18 protein-coding genes are annotated in these 12,451 nt (G+C 49.2%); all 18 read right to left on the bottom strand.

Going from position 1 to position 12,451, the window contains the following annotated elements:
- Positions 1–422: 422 nt before the first annotated feature.
- A complete protein-coding gene (locus KNP60_RS15015) occupies positions 423–1,073 on the bottom strand; it encodes a KinB-signaling pathway activation protein (protein WP_034781671.1) in 651 nt (216 codons plus the stop codon).
- 10 nt (positions 1,074–1,083) lie between these two features.
- On the bottom strand, positions 1,084–2,115 hold the full coding sequence (locus KNP60_RS15010; RefSeq protein WP_021066632.1) for an Mrp/NBP35 family ATP-binding protein: 1,032 nt from the start codon (positions 2,113–2,115) through the stop codon (positions 1,084–1,086).
- Between the two features lie 142 nt (positions 2,116–2,257).
- A complete protein-coding gene (gene rpsI, locus KNP60_RS15005) occupies positions 2,258–2,650 on the bottom strand; it encodes a 30S ribosomal protein S9 (RefSeq protein WP_021066631.1) in 393 nt (130 codons plus the stop codon).
- Between the two features lie 25 nt (positions 2,651–2,675).
- A complete protein-coding gene (rplM, locus tag KNP60_RS15000; RefSeq protein WP_034781675.1) occupies positions 2,676–3,113 on the bottom strand; it encodes a 50S ribosomal protein L13 in 438 nt (145 codons plus the stop codon).
- A 154-nt stretch (positions 3,114–3,267) separates the two neighbouring features.
- Positions 3,268–4,008, bottom strand: coding sequence for a tRNA pseudouridine(38-40) synthase TruA (truA, locus tag KNP60_RS14995; protein WP_214797793.1), 741 nt, complete (start codon positions 4,006–4,008; stop codon positions 3,268–3,270).
- The gene (locus tag KNP60_RS14990; protein ID WP_034781681.1) at positions 4,005–4,796 is read right to left on the bottom strand and encodes an energy-coupling factor transporter transmembrane component T family protein; all 792 of its coding nucleotides are present in this window, start codon (positions 4,794–4,796) and stop codon (positions 4,005–4,007) included. Before KNP60_RS14990 ends, truA begins: the two co-directional genes overlap by 4 nt.
- Positions 4,793–5,671 carry an energy-coupling factor transporter ATPase gene (locus KNP60_RS14985; RefSeq protein WP_034781683.1) on the bottom strand — a complete coding sequence of 293 codons (879 nt, stop codon included), beginning with the start codon at positions 5,669–5,671 and terminating at the stop codon, positions 4,793–4,795. The genes KNP60_RS14990 and KNP60_RS14985 overlap by 4 nt, the downstream gene beginning before the upstream one ends.
- The gene (locus tag KNP60_RS14980; RefSeq protein ID WP_021066626.1) at positions 5,647–6,483 is read right to left on the bottom strand and encodes an energy-coupling factor transporter ATPase; all 837 of its coding nucleotides are present in this window, start codon (positions 6,481–6,483) and stop codon (positions 5,647–5,649) included. The genes KNP60_RS14985 and KNP60_RS14980 overlap by 25 nt, the downstream gene beginning before the upstream one ends.
- A 69-nt stretch (positions 6,484–6,552) precedes the next feature.
- Positions 6,553–6,906 carry a 50S ribosomal protein L17 gene (rplQ, locus tag KNP60_RS14975; RefSeq protein ID WP_012727650.1) on the bottom strand — a complete coding sequence of 118 codons (354 nt, stop codon included), beginning with the start codon at positions 6,904–6,906 and terminating at the stop codon, positions 6,553–6,555.
- Positions 6,907–6,930: 24 nt separating this feature from the next.
- The gene (locus KNP60_RS14970; RefSeq protein ID WP_021066625.1) at positions 6,931–7,875 is read right to left on the bottom strand and encodes a DNA-directed RNA polymerase subunit alpha; all 945 of its coding nucleotides are present in this window, start codon (positions 7,873–7,875) and stop codon (positions 6,931–6,933) included.
- Between the two features lie 92 nt (positions 7,876–7,967).
- Complete coding sequence (gene rpsK, locus KNP60_RS14965; protein ID WP_021066624.1) at positions 7,968–8,363, bottom strand: 30S ribosomal protein S11; 396 nt, start codon at positions 8,361–8,363, stop codon at positions 7,968–7,970.
- Between the two features lie 16 nt (positions 8,364–8,379).
- Positions 8,380–8,745, bottom strand: coding sequence for a 30S ribosomal protein S13 (rpsM, locus tag KNP60_RS14960; RefSeq protein WP_024372197.1), 366 nt, complete (start codon positions 8,743–8,745; stop codon positions 8,380–8,382).
- 19 nt (positions 8,746–8,764) lie between these two features.
- Positions 8,765–8,878 carry a 50S ribosomal protein L36 gene (gene rpmJ / locus KNP60_RS14955; protein ID WP_003156543.1) on the bottom strand — a complete coding sequence of 38 codons (114 nt, stop codon included), beginning with the start codon at positions 8,876–8,878 and terminating at the stop codon, positions 8,765–8,767.
- A 30-nt stretch (positions 8,879–8,908) separates the two neighbouring features.
- Positions 8,909–9,127, bottom strand: a complete 219-nt coding sequence (gene infA / locus KNP60_RS14950) for a translation initiation factor IF-1 (protein ID WP_021066622.1) — start codon at positions 9,125–9,127, stop codon at positions 8,909–8,911.
- A 105-nt stretch (positions 9,128–9,232) separates the two neighbouring features.
- Entirely contained in the window at positions 9,233–9,991 is a 759-nt protein-coding gene (gene map, locus KNP60_RS14945) for a type I methionyl aminopeptidase (RefSeq protein WP_034781687.1), read from the bottom strand.
- Positions 9,988–10,638, bottom strand: coding sequence for an adenylate kinase (locus tag KNP60_RS14940; protein ID WP_029594431.1), 651 nt, complete (start codon positions 10,636–10,638; stop codon positions 9,988–9,990). Before KNP60_RS14940 ends, map begins: the two co-directional genes overlap by 4 nt.
- Positions 10,639–10,716: 78 nt before the next feature.
- Positions 10,717–12,006, bottom strand: a complete 1,290-nt coding sequence (gene secY / locus KNP60_RS14935; RefSeq protein WP_034781688.1) for a preprotein translocase subunit SecY — start codon at positions 12,004–12,006, stop codon at positions 10,717–10,719.
- Positions 12,006–12,446, bottom strand: a complete 441-nt coding sequence (rplO, locus tag KNP60_RS14930; RefSeq protein WP_021066618.1) for a 50S ribosomal protein L15 — start codon at positions 12,444–12,446, stop codon at positions 12,006–12,008. The genes secY and rplO overlap by 1 nt, the downstream gene beginning before the upstream one ends.
- Between the last annotated feature and the right edge of the window lie 5 nt (positions 12,447–12,451).

The raw sequence follows: 12,451 nt of genomic DNA, 5'->3' as shown, positions 1-12,451 counted from the left end.
GAGCCAGGATCAAACTCTCCAAAGAATTTGATATAGCTCTTTAAAAATGACGAAGCTTGCGCTTCATTCAAAAATTGTAAAACATTTTTGCCTCATCGTTCAGTTTTCAAAGACCAAGTGTCTGTCGTGTTAGCGACTTTTTAATAATAGCGATTTGACTTTTGAAAGTCAACCGTTTTTTATTATTTTTTTCATCCGCTTTCTGTTGTTCAGATTTGAACAGCAGCGACGTTTATTAATATATCAGCGCCCCGCATTTTCGTCAACTGTTTTTCTAAAAAAACTTTATTTTCTTCGGGAATCTTTTTTCCAACGTTGAAAACCGACTTTCCTCACATAAAAACAACGTAGCGTCCTCCCACCTAGGGCGACGCTACGTTGTTGAAGAGTGTAACTATCGAGTGCTTCCGTTCCTATTGGTGTTAGGACGATTTAGAAGACACCCGTTTCTTAGATTTAGCTTTAGCCTGATTCTTCGTCGATGGTTTGGCATCCTCTGCTTGAGCAGGCGCTTGGAATCGATGTAGCATCAATACTTGATACGCGTTAGCAAATACGAGCGTCGCTAACGCTGGCCACAAGAGCGCAATCTCATCCGTCGCCTGAAGGGCTGGAATCCATTCGATCAATGTTATAACGATCATCAAGAAGAGCGTCGGGATGAACGCACTCGCGTTCGTCTGTTTCGCCTTACTCGTTGCGATAATCCATGAAACGATCACTAACACGACCATCTCCCCGATATACCGCCACATATGATCGTTACCAAAAGCGAGCATACGAAGGTAAACCGCATCAAATAGCGCGAAGGCGATTAACAGCACTTGTACACGATTCCATAGTCTTGGGCCACGGAACAAATCCAATCCGACCCGGTGGACAATCAAGTAGGCGAAGAAGCCCATCATGCTAATCCCGGTCCATGTGCTCGAGTAACTGAGTGCCGTCACGATTGCTTCCCACGATTGACTCACTAAATAGCCAGGATTGGCCAGCAAGTTCATAACGAACCCAAACAACGTCCCGAAGACGAGCGTCGTCCAAAATAACCTTAAAAATCCTTGTACCTTCATCTATAAACCATTACCCTTCTATCTGTTGAATGACCGCTTGCGCTAGTCCGTCGTATGTCTTCTCAAACGGATGCCCATCTCGGTAAACCGATGGTGCAAAGTCTTCTTCATTCTCATACGGCTGACCGAGCGGAATTTGCGCGAGCAATTTGCTTTTCAACGCTTCAGACAATTTTTCGCCGCCGCCATAGCCGAAGACGTACTCTTTCTCCCCTGTCACTTTACTTTCAAAATACGCCATGTTTTCGATGATACCAAGCACTTTGTGGTTTGTCTTGATGGCCATTGCCCCAGCACGCGCAGCGACAAAAGCAGCTGTTGCGTGTGGCGTCGTGACGATCAACTCTTGACATGCCGGGAGCATCGAATGAATATCGAGGGCGACATCACCCGTCCCTGGTGGCAAATCGAGGAGCAAGTAGTCTAGGTCGCCCCACTCCACATCGTTGAAGAAGTTATTAAGCATCTTCCCGAGCATTGGTCCACGCCAGATGACTGGAGCGTTATCTTCTACAAAGAAGCCCATCGAAATCACTTTCACGCCGAAACGCTCGACAGGAATGATTTTCTCGCCACGGACGACCGGCCGCTCTTCAATCCCGAGCATGTCAGGTACACTGAAGCCGTAAATATCCGCATCAATCAATCCGACCTTCTTCCCTGCCCGCGCTAGCGCGACTGCCAAGTTGACCGAGACTGTCGATTTCCCGACGCCACCTTTGCCCGAAGCAATCGCAATGAATGTCGTGCCAGCATTTTCACGGAGAATAGCAGGCTTCGTCGCTTCTTTCAAACTTTCGTCATTGAGCGCCTCGAAGCGAAGACCGACCGTCTTGAATCCTTTTCCTTTGAGCAACGTGACAATCTCTTGTTGAAGTTGGAGTTGCTCGCCGCTCCCGGTTTGACCGAGTGCCACTTTTACACTGACATAATCTTCTTTAATGCGAATATCCTTCACGCCAGCTGTATCTCCAAGCGTACGGTTGATTGTTGGATCGATCAACCCCGCCAATTCTTCACGAACTTGTTCTACTGTAAGCATGTGGTTTCCCCCTAATTTCTGTCTCGCTAACAGTATATCAAAAAAAGCGTTTTCTTGAGGGAATGGAAACCAACAATTTCATGAGCAACAAAAAAACTCTCTACCCCGATGGGCAGAGAGTTTGAACCAAATTGTTCGAAGATTAACGCTTCGAGAATTGTGGTGCGCGACGTGCAGCTTTAAGACCGTATTTTTTACGTTCTTTCATGCGAGCGTCACGAGTCAAGAAGCCTTTTTCTTTGAGGCTTGGACGGAATTCTGGGTCCGCTTGAAGAAGCGCACGCGATACGCCGTGGCGAATTGCTCCAGCTTGTCCAGTGAATCCACCACCGTTAACGTTAACGATTACATCGTATTTACCTTCTGTTTCAGTCAATACGAGTGGTGATTTTGCCATCATGATCAAAGTCTCATGTCCGAAGTATTCTGAAATATCACGGCCATTTACAACAACTTTGCCGTCACCTGCAACGAGGTGAACGCGAGCCACCGAGTGTTTGCGGCGGCCTGTTCCGTAGTAACGTACATCTGCCATCGTTTAGTTCCTCCCTGTGTCCCGATTAACCGCGAAGTTCGTAAACTTCTGGTTTTTGTGCTGCGTGGTTGTGCTCAGCTCCAGCGTAAACGTGGAGTTTAGTGAATGATTGACGACCAAGTGATCCTTTTGGAAGCATCCCTTTGATTGCGAGTTCAAGCATACGCTCTGGGCGTTTTGCGAGAAGCTCTTTTGCAGTTTGTGATTTCAAACCGCCTGGATGACCTGAATGACGGTAGTAAATCTTGTCGTTCATTTTGTTACCAGTCAAGTGGATTTTCTCAGCGTTGATGATGATGACGTGGTCTCCGCAATCAACGTTTGGTGTGAAAGTCGGCTTGTGCTTACCGCGAAGAAGTGATGCTACTTCACTAGTCAAACGACCAAGTGTTTTGCCTTCTGCGTCGATAAGGAGCCATTTGCGTTCTACTTCAGATGCTTTTGCCATGAATGTCGTGCGCATGTGGAATACCTCCTAAAATGTCTGTTTGCTTAATTTTTTTAGTGCTTGTTTGATGCTTTATCATAATCCTAGTTTACGGGGCTAAGATTGTGGTTCATCTCTCAATGTGAAAATGAAATGCCAATGAATATAATACGATTTTATAGGGGGAATGTCAATCTACTTTTTCATAATTCACATTCCACAAGTATAGACCGTGCGGTGGGGCTGTAATCCCAGCGCTACGCCGGTCTTTTGAGGCGAGCATCCGGCTCACGTCTGCCGGCTCATATTTCCCACGCCCGACCTCTAACAACGTCCCTACCATAATACGGACTTGGTTATAAAGAAAGCCCGAGCCGACGAAACGAATATACATCTCATCGCCCGCTTCGACGAGCTCCGCTTCATAGATTGTGCGGACACGATCCTCTACCTCAGCCTTCGTCACTGAAAAGGAGGTGAAGTCGTGAGTCCCGACGAGCATGCGTAGCGCCTGTCGGATCCGCTCATAGTCGAGCGTGTACGTGACCGTTACAGCATGGTGGCGCCGGAACGGGTCCGCGTCGCTTCGGAAGAAATAGCGATACTCTTTCCGTTTTGCCCCGTAACGCGCGTGAAACGACGTATCGACCTCTTCGGCGGACCGGACAAGAATATCATCGGGCAACATTGCATTCAGCGCTTTGACGAACCGGTCGGCTGGCATAGCGAGGTGCGTATCGAAGTGTAGCACTTGCCCCCGAGCATGCACACGGGCGTCCGTACGACCCGAGGCCACTACTTTGACGGTCTGACTATGCATCCGCGCCAGCACACCCTCTACTTCGGCTTGAACCGTATTTCCGTTCGGTTGGACCTGATAACCGGCATAGTTCGTTCCATCATACGCAATCGTCAATTTAATTCGCTTCATCCTATCCCTCGCAATCCAATCAAGATGAGTGTGATGACCACGAAGATGATGAGTAACACCGTGTCACGACGGTGCCACGTCATCTCACGCAAGCGCGTCCGTCCTTCACCCCCACGGTACCCGCGGGCCTCCATTGCCGTAGCGAGGTCCTCAGCACGTTTAAACGCCGACACAAACAATGGGATCATAAGCGGGACGACTGCCTTCAAGCGATCCTTGAGCGGACCGCTCTTCAAATCGACGCCTCGCGCCTGCTGAGCCTTCATGATGCGATCGGTCTCGTCAGCCAAGGTCGGAAGGAACCGGAGCGAGATCGACAGCATGAGGGCGATCTCATGGGCAGGCACTCGGAATCGTTCGAGGGGGCGGAGCCCTGCTTCAATCGAATCGGTCAGTTCCATCGGTGTGGTCGTCAGTGTGACGAGTGTCGTCAACATGACGAGATAGAAGAAGCGGAGCGAGACGATCAAGCCCATCCGGACGCCTTCCGAATAAATCGCGAACGGACCGAATGCAATCAACTCCGTCCCGTCCCGGTTAAAGAACAGTTGCAACAACAGTGTAAAAATGATGAGGAATAAAATCATCTTCAATCCATTCCATAAATACCGCCATGACAATTGAGACAGTCTCACGGCGAACAAGGTAAAGCCAAGCAAGAACACGTTCGTCCATAAGTTATCAGCCAAAAAGACGATGGGAATGAAGCCGAGGATGAACAACGTCTTGGCTCGCGCATCAAGTGTATGGAGCCATGAATGTCCGGGAATGTACTGTCCGATGATCATGTCGCTCTCCCCTTTCTCAATTCGAGCGCGATCCAGTCCGCCAATTCGCCTTCGGTCCGTAAGGCCGGTGTCGCAACACCGAACGCAGGGGCAAGCTCACTCGCGAAGCGAAGCACATGTGGGATTTCAAGCTGGAGCCCTTTGACAAGCGCCTCATCTTTGAACAAGTCAAATGGATTCCCATCAAAGGCGACCTCGCCCCGTTCCATGACGACGACTCGTTCTGCGTACGCTAACACGTCGTCCATATCGTGCGAAACGAGAATGAGCGTCAAATCGAGTTCTTGTTTTAGCCGTTTGAATAACGCCAGCATCTCACGACGGCCGAGCGGGTCGAGTCCGGCCGTCGGCTCATCTACGACGAGAACATCAGGCCGACTAGCGAGCACGCCGGCAATGGCGACGCGACGCATCTGTCCGCCCGAGAGATCGAACGGGGAACGGCCCCATAACGTTTCATCCAGGCCGACGAGGCGCAACGCAGCATGAGCCCGCTCTTTCGCTTCGTCTTCAGACGCCCCAAAGTTTCGTGGACCAAACATGACGTCGCGTTCGACCGTCTCTTCAAATAGTTGATGCTCCGGATATTGAAAGACGAGCCCAACGCGGCGCCGAAGCGGTAGCAGGCTTTGCTTTTTGTCGCGACGCTTCGTAATCGCACGGACTTCGATGTCATCGACGACGACACGCCCTTTTGTCGGTCGCAGCAGTCCGTTCATATGTTGAACGAGCGTTGACTTGCCTGACCCAGTATGGCCAAGAAACGCAACAAGCGCCCCCGACGGAATCATTACATTCACATCGCGCAGCGCGGTTCGTTCAAACGGAGTATTCAATTGATATTGGTAAGTCACTTCTTCAATGCTAATCGGCATAGATGGTTCACCAACTCCGAATGTTGTAGCATCAGACGATCGAGTGGTATGCCCCGTTCCTTCAGTTCGAGTTGCATCCGGACAATAAACGGTACGTCGAGCTGAATGGCTCGTAACGCCTCCGGATTTTGAAACACGTCTTCGGGTGTACCGGTCATCGCAATCTTGCCTTTTGACAATGCAATGATACGGTCGGCAAACAACACTTCGTCGAGCTCGTGGGTAATGGCGACAACGGTCATCCCTTCTGAGACGAGCTGTTGTACCGTTTCAATCACCTCTTTGCGCCCAATCGGGTCGAGCATTGAGGTAGCTTCATCGAGCACGAGGACATGCGGGCGCATTGCGAGTGCCGAAGCAATCGCAACGCGCTGCTTTTGTCCACCGGATAACTGATGCGGTTCACGGTCCGCTAGTTCCGATAATCCAACGCGCGCTAGACTGTCATCAATTCGACGAACCATTTCTTGACGTGGAAGTCCCATGTTTTCGAGAGAAAATGCCACATCATCGCGCACGGTCGCCCCGACAAACTGGTTGTCAGGATTTTGGAAGACGACACCGATCCGTTTCCGAACGTCCCACACGTCTGTGGCGTCCGTTGGATCGAGTGTCTCAACCCGGACTTCTCCTTCTTGAGGAAGCAAAAGCCCATTCCACAACTTCGTCAAAGTCGACTTGCCAGAACCGTTATGGCCAACGATAGCGAGCCATTCCCCTTTGTATACGTCGAGTGACAGCCCGTTTAAGGCTGGCTCGGTTTGTCCCGGGTAACGAAACACGATATCGCGTACCATAATTTGAGATTCCATCTGCCGACTCCTTTCCGATGTGGAAACAGGGCAATACGTCACCGCATGCCCTGTTGACTGCCTAATGAATTAGACGAGTTCGATGATTACGACTTCTGCACCGTCACCGCGGCGTGGGCCGACTTTCATGATGCGTGTGTATCCACCTTGACGTTCAGCGTAGCGTGGTGCCACGTCTTCGAACAATTTTTGGATTGCGTCTTTTTCTCCAGCGTTCTCTTTACGAACGAATGAAGCTACTTGACGACGGGCATGAAGATCGCCACGTTTCCCAAGAGTGATCAATTTTTCAACGACTGGGCGAAGTTCCTTCGCTTTTTGTTCAGTTGTTTGAATGCGCTCGTTGATAATAAGGTCAGTTGCAAGATCACGTAAAAGTGCCTTACGTTGTGAGCTTGTACGGCCGAGTTTCGAATAAGCCATTACATTTCCCTCCTTCGGTTGAACTTAGTCTTCTTTACGCAAGCCCAAACCGAGCTCGTCCAACTTGAGTTGAACTTCTTCGAGTGATTTACGTCCGAGGTTACGAACTTTCATCATCTCTTCCTCTGATTTGTTTGCGAGTTCTTGAACAGTGTTGATGCCCGCGCGCTTCAAGCAGTTGTACGAACGAACTGAGAGATCGAGTTCTTCGATCGTCATTTCGAGTACTTTTTCTTTTTGGTCTTCTTCTTTCTCGACCATAATTTCTGCATTGAGAGCCTCGTCAGTCAAGCCAACAAAGATGTTCAAGTGTTCTGTCAAAATTTTCGCCCCGAGCGATACCGCTTCTTCCGGACGGATTGAACCATCTGTCCACACGTCTAATAGAAGCTTATCGAAGCTAGCATCTTGACCGACACGTGTTTTATCTACTTCGTAGTTCACGCGTTGAATCGGTGTGTAGATCGAATCGATTGGAATAACGCCAATCGGCATATCATCACGTTTGTTATCTTCTGCCTGGACGTAACCACGACCACGGCGAGCAGTCAAACGCATGCGAAGCGTCGCGTTGTCAGCGAGAGTCGCGATGTGGAGCTCAGGATTCAAGATTTCAACGTCGCTATCATGGGTAATGTCTGCCGCAGTGACAGCACCGGCACTTGAAACGTTAATCTCAAGCGTTTTCTCTTCGTCCGAGTACACTTTGAGAGCCAACTTCTTGAGGTTTAATACGATTTGCGTGACGTCTTCGACGACTCCGTCAATCGTAGAGAACTCATGAAGAACGCCATCGATTTGAACCGCTGTTACCGCTGCACCAGGGAGCGATGACAAAAGAATTCGACGTAGTGAGTTGCCGAGAGTAGTGCCATATCCACGTTCAAGCGGTTCCACCACGAATTTACCAAACGTAGCATCCTCGCTGATTTCGACCGTTTCGATCTTTGGTTTTTCAATCTCGATCATCTGAACCCCTCCTTGAGTGTATCCTGCCATGCAGCGCGAGCTGCATTGTATATGCTGTTTGTGCTAGGTAAGCCCTTCACACGCACAAGCGATTATACGCGGCGACGTTTTGGAGGGCGGCAACCGTTGTGCGGAACTGGTGTTACGTCACGGATTGCAGTTACTTCAAGACCAGTAGCTTGGAGGGCACGGATAGCCGCTTCACGTCCAGCACCAGGACCTTTAACGTTAACTTCTACTGTACGCATACCGTTGTCCATTGCAACTTTCGCTGCAGTTTCAGCAGCCAATTGTGCTGCGAACGGAGTCGATTTACGTGATCCTTTAAATCCAAGGTTACCAGAAGTAGCCCATGAGATCGCGTTACCTTGCGTGTCAGTGATTGTAATGATTGTGTTGTTGAATGTAGAGCGGATGTGTACCACACCGACTTCAACATGTTTTTTGACTTTACGTTTTGAACGTACATTTTGCTTACGTTTCGCCATTGTTCAATTCCCTCCTTTACTTCTTCTTGTTCGCTACTGTACGGCGTGGGCCTTTACGAGTACGCGAGTTGTTCTTCGTGTTTTGTCCGCGAACAGGGAGACTACGACGGTGACGAACACCGCGATATGCGCCGATCTCGATCAAACGTTTAATGTTGAGTGAAACTTCACGGCGAAGGTCACCTTCAACTTTAATTCCGTCAATTGCTTCACGGATACGGTTGATTTCGTCTTCTGTAAGATCACGTGTGCGTGAATCTTCAGATACGTTTGCAGCCTTCAAAATTTCTTGTGCTCTTGTTTTACCAATACCAAAGATGTATGTGAGCGAAATAACGATACGTTTTTCGCGTGGAATATCTACACCAGCAATACGTGCCATGTGTGCACCTCCTCTTAGATTAACCTTGTTTTTGTTTGTGTTTCGGGTTTTCGCAAATTACCATTACTTTACCCTTACGACGAATAACTTTACATTTTTCGCAGATCGGTTTTACCGACGGTCTTACTTTCATGATTATACCCTCCTCCTGGAAAAATCGGAGTTACTTGTAACGGTACGTAATCCGCCCGCGAGTCAAGTCGTACGGAGACAACTCGACAGTTACGCGGTCACCTGGAAGGATTCGAATGTAGTGCATCCGAATTTTCCCTGAGACGTGCGCGAGCACCGTGTGGCCGTTTTCTAACTCCACTTTAAACATTGCGTTTGGAAGTGGTTCGACAACAGTGCCTTCCACTTCAATGACATCTTGTTTCGCCATCATTTATTCCCCTTTCTATATGAAGATATTTAGGAGCACAGACGATCTATCGCATTGTACTGTGAGAGAAGGATCCGTAACGGATCAGCACGAAGCAATAGAGCCTCATTCACCGGAATCGAGTTTCGTTAAAATCTCGTATCCATCGTCTGTGATGGCGATGGTGTGCTCAAAGTGGGCGCACATGCTACCGTCCACTGTCACAACTGTCCAGTTGTCAGCCAGTGTCCGAACATAGCGTTGACCAGCGTTGACCATTGGTTCAATGGCTAACGTCATTCCAGTCTTCAGGCGCGGCCCTTTCCCCGGTGGACCATAGTGCGGAATTTGCGGTTCTTCATGCAAATTTTGTCCGACACCATGACCGACGTATTCGCGGACGACAGAGAAATCATGAGATTCCACATACGCTTGAATCGCATGCGAAATGTCTGTCAAACGCTGTCCAGCCTTAGCGTGCTCCAATCCTTTATACAGACTTTCTTCAGTCACGTCAAGTAACTGCTGTGTCTCTTCCGAGATTGTTCCCACTGGATACGTCCAAGCGGAATCTCCATGGTATCCGTTATAGTAGGCACCGATGTCGATCGAGATGATATCCCCATCGTTCAATACCCGTTTTCCGGGAATCCCATGAACAAGCTCTTCGTTCACTGAAGCACAAACGCTACCGGTAAACCCGTTATAGCCTTTGAACGACGGTGTCGCACCTTGGCTGCGAATGTATTCTTCCGCGATCCGGTCGAGCTCAAGCGTCGTAATACCTGGTTTGATGTGCTCTTTGAGCACCTGGTGTGTTCGAGCAACAATTTGCCCAGCCTCACGCATAATCGCTATTTCACGAGGCGTCTTCGTGATGATCATTCAGTACCACCGAGTAACGCTTTGACATCGGCGTATACGACATCGATTGGACGATCTCCATCCAATGTACGAAGATACCCTTTTTCAGCGTAAAAGTCAATGAGTGGTTTCGATTGCTCGATGTTGACGTCAAGGCGACGGCGGACCGTTTCCTCTTTATCGTCTTCACGTTGCATGAGAGCCGACCCATCCACATCACAGATGCCTTCCACTTTAGGTGGGTTGAAGATCACGTGATATGTCGCACCACACGTCGGGCAGATCCAACGACCTGTCAAACGCGGGACGAGAATTTCCGCATCCACATCGATATTCACGACATGGTCAATCTGTTTTCCCAAATCTTTAAGCAAACTTTCGAGTGCCTCTGCTTGAGCAACAGTACGCGGGAATCCATCGAGCAGGAAGCCGTTTTTCGTATCATCTTGACTCAAGCGTTCGCGTACGATTCCGATTGTTACCTCATCCGGTACGAGTTCGCCTTTATCCATGAACGATTTTGCTTCTTTGCCGAGTGGCGTTCCGCCTTTGATTGCCGCACGAAACATGTCGCCTGTCGAAATGTGTGGGATTTGGTACTCTTCAACGATTTTAGCCGCTTGAGTCCCTTTCCCTGCACCCGGTAAGCCCATGAGTACTAGATTCATCTCAGTTAGCCTCCAGTTTTGATTTTCACAACACGTCGTAAACACGACAGGAAGGAAGGGTGTACCCTTCCTTCCGCTTTAACGGATAAAGCCTTTGTAGTGTCGTTTTACGAGTTGACTCTCGATTTGTTTCATCGTTTCGAGGGCTACCCCGATGACGATCAACAAGCTCGTTCCTCCGATTTGCACCGAAGTTGGGAGACCGGCAAGCTTAATGAAGATTGTCGGCATGATCGCTACGAGCGATAAGAAAATCGCTCCGAAGAAAGTCAATCGATAAAGCAACTTCGTGATGTACTGTTCTGTTTGCGCCCCAGGACGAATCCCAGGAATATAGCCACCTTGCTTCTGCAGGTTTTCTGCCATCTGTTCAGGGTTTACCTGAATGAATGTATAGAAGTAAGCGAACGCGATGATGAGCGCTACGTAGATCGACATTCCGATTGGAGACGTCGTATCGAAGTAAGTCTGCAACTTCTGCGTCGTTTCCGGAGAAGCAATGAAGCTTGCAACAGTTGGTGGTGTCACCATGAAGGAAATCGCGAAGATGACCGGGATGACACCGGCAGCGTTTAGTTTGATTGGCAAATGCGTTGACTGTCCGCCCACAGGGGTACGGTTCGCCGTGCGTTTTGCGTATTGAATCGGAATTTTGCGAGCGGCCTGTTGAACATAAATGATCCCCATGGTCACTGCAAGAATGACGAGCAATAGCACAACCAAGTAAACGATGTTAATGAATAACGCGTCTCCAGCATTTTGGAGCTTCGTTTCATAAATCTGCGTAAAGATTCTTGGGAACCCAGCGACGATACCGGCGAAGATAATGATGGAAATACCATTCCCAACACCTTTCTCCGTCGTCATCTCACCAAGGAACATCAAGAACGCCGTACCTGCAGTCAGCACGATCGCGATCACGAAATAGGTTGCCGTGCCCCACGTCTCGTTGACGAGACCTGGATAGAGGCGGTTAAACCCGAACGACAATGACGTCGCTTGGATAAACCCTAACATGATCGTCCCATAGCGCGTGACCGTCGCTAGCTTTTTACGCCCAGACTCGCCTTGTTTTGCCCATTCGGCAAACTTCGGAACGACGTCCATTTGTAAGAGCTGCACAACGATCGATGCCGTGATGTACGGCATGATCCCCATTGCGAACAGGGAGAAGTTCTGTAAAGCATTTCCTCCAAACAAGTTCAAGAAGTCTAAAAGACCACCTGAGTCAAAACGCAACACATCCGTATTCACCATCGGCACCGGGATATGGGCCCCGATGCGGAAAATGATGATGATTGCGAGTGTGAAGAGAATACGCTGTCGAATATCTTTCACGCGCCACATATTGGAGATCGTCTGAAACATCAGATCACCTCAACTGAACCGCCAGCTGCTTCGATCGCTTCTTTCGCTGCACCCGAGAATTTGTTGGCTTTTACAGTCAATTTTGTTTCAAGCTTGCCGTTAGCAAGCACTTTGATTCCGTCTTTAGCAGAGCTGACAACACCAGTCTCAATTAAGAGTTCTGGAGTAACTTCAGTACCTGCCTCGAAACGGTTAAGCGTGTCTAGGGAAACAACTGCATACTCTTTACGAGTAGGGTTGTTGAAACCGCGTTTTGGAAGACGACGGTAAAGTGGGTTTTGCCCACCTTCGAATCCTGGACGAACGCCACCGCCCGAACGAGCTTTTTGACCTTTATGTCCACGGCCAGAAGTTTTACCGTTACCAGTCGCCATACCGCGACCGACACGGTTGCGTTCGTGACGCGAACCTGGAGTTGGCTTCAATTCATGGAGTTTCATAGTGG

The sequence above is a fragment of the Exiguobacterium sp. s5 genome, assembly GCF_018618075.1.
In the GTDB taxonomy this organism is placed as follows: domain Bacteria; phylum Bacillota; class Bacilli; order Exiguobacteriales; family Exiguobacteriaceae; genus Exiguobacterium; species Exiguobacterium mexicanum_A.
This window is presented reverse-complemented; position numbering and strand designations above follow the sequence as displayed.

Coding starts and splice junctions, on each gene's coding strand:
- KNP60_RS15015 (WP_034781671.1), bottom strand. CDS start 1,073: ATGAAGGTACAAGGATTTTTAAGGTTATTTTGGACGACGCTCGTCTTC.
- KNP60_RS15010 (WP_021066632.1), bottom strand. CDS start 2,115: ATGCTTACAGTAGAACAAGTTCGTGAAGAATTGGCGGGGTTGATCGAT.
- rpsI (WP_021066631.1), bottom strand. CDS start 2,650: ATGGCAGATGTACGTTACTACGGAACAGGCCGCCGCAAACACTCGGTG.
- rplM (WP_034781675.1), bottom strand. CDS start 3,113: ATGCGCACGACATTCATGGCAAAAGCATCTGAAGTAGAACGCAAATGG.
- truA (WP_214797793.1), bottom strand. CDS start 4,008: ATGAAGCGAATTAAATTGACGATTGCGTATGATGGAACGAACTATGCC.
- KNP60_RS14990 (WP_034781681.1), bottom strand. CDS start 4,796: ATGATCATCGGACAGTACATTCCCGGACATTCATGGCTCCATACACTT.
- KNP60_RS14985 (WP_034781683.1), bottom strand. CDS start 5,671: ATGCCGATTAGCATTGAAGAAGTGACTTACCAATATCAATTGAATACT.
- KNP60_RS14980 (WP_021066626.1), bottom strand. CDS start 6,483: ATGGAATCTCAAATTATGGTACGCGATATCGTGTTTCGTTACCCGGGA.
- rplQ (WP_012727650.1), bottom strand. CDS start 6,906: ATGGCTTATTCGAAACTCGGCCGTACAAGCTCACAACGTAAGGCACTT.
- KNP60_RS14970 (WP_021066625.1), bottom strand. CDS start 7,875: ATGATCGAGATTGAAAAACCAAAGATCGAAACGGTCGAAATCAGCGAG.
- rpsK (WP_021066624.1), bottom strand. CDS start 8,363: ATGGCGAAACGTAAGCAAAATGTACGTTCAAAACGTAAAGTCAAAAAA.
- rpsM (WP_024372197.1), bottom strand. CDS start 8,745: ATGGCACGTATTGCTGGTGTAGATATTCCACGCGAAAAACGTATCGTT.
- rpmJ (WP_003156543.1), bottom strand. CDS start 8,878: ATGAAAGTAAGACCGTCGGTAAAACCGATCTGCGAAAAATGTAAAGTT.
- infA (WP_021066622.1), bottom strand. CDS start 9,127: ATGGCGAAACAAGATGTCATTGAAGTGGAAGGCACTGTTGTCGAACCA.
- map (WP_034781687.1), bottom strand. CDS start 9,991: ATGATCATCACGAAGACGCCTCGTGAAATAGCGATTATGCGTGAGGCT.
- KNP60_RS14940 (WP_029594431.1), bottom strand. CDS start 10,638: ATGAATCTAGTACTCATGGGCTTACCGGGTGCAGGGAAAGGGACTCAA.
- secY (WP_034781688.1), bottom strand. CDS start 12,006: ATGTTTCAGACGATCTCCAATATGTGGCGCGTGAAAGATATTCGACAG.
- rplO (WP_021066618.1), bottom strand. CDS start 12,446: ATGAAACTCCATGAATTGAAGCCAACTCCAGGTTCGCGTCACGAACGC.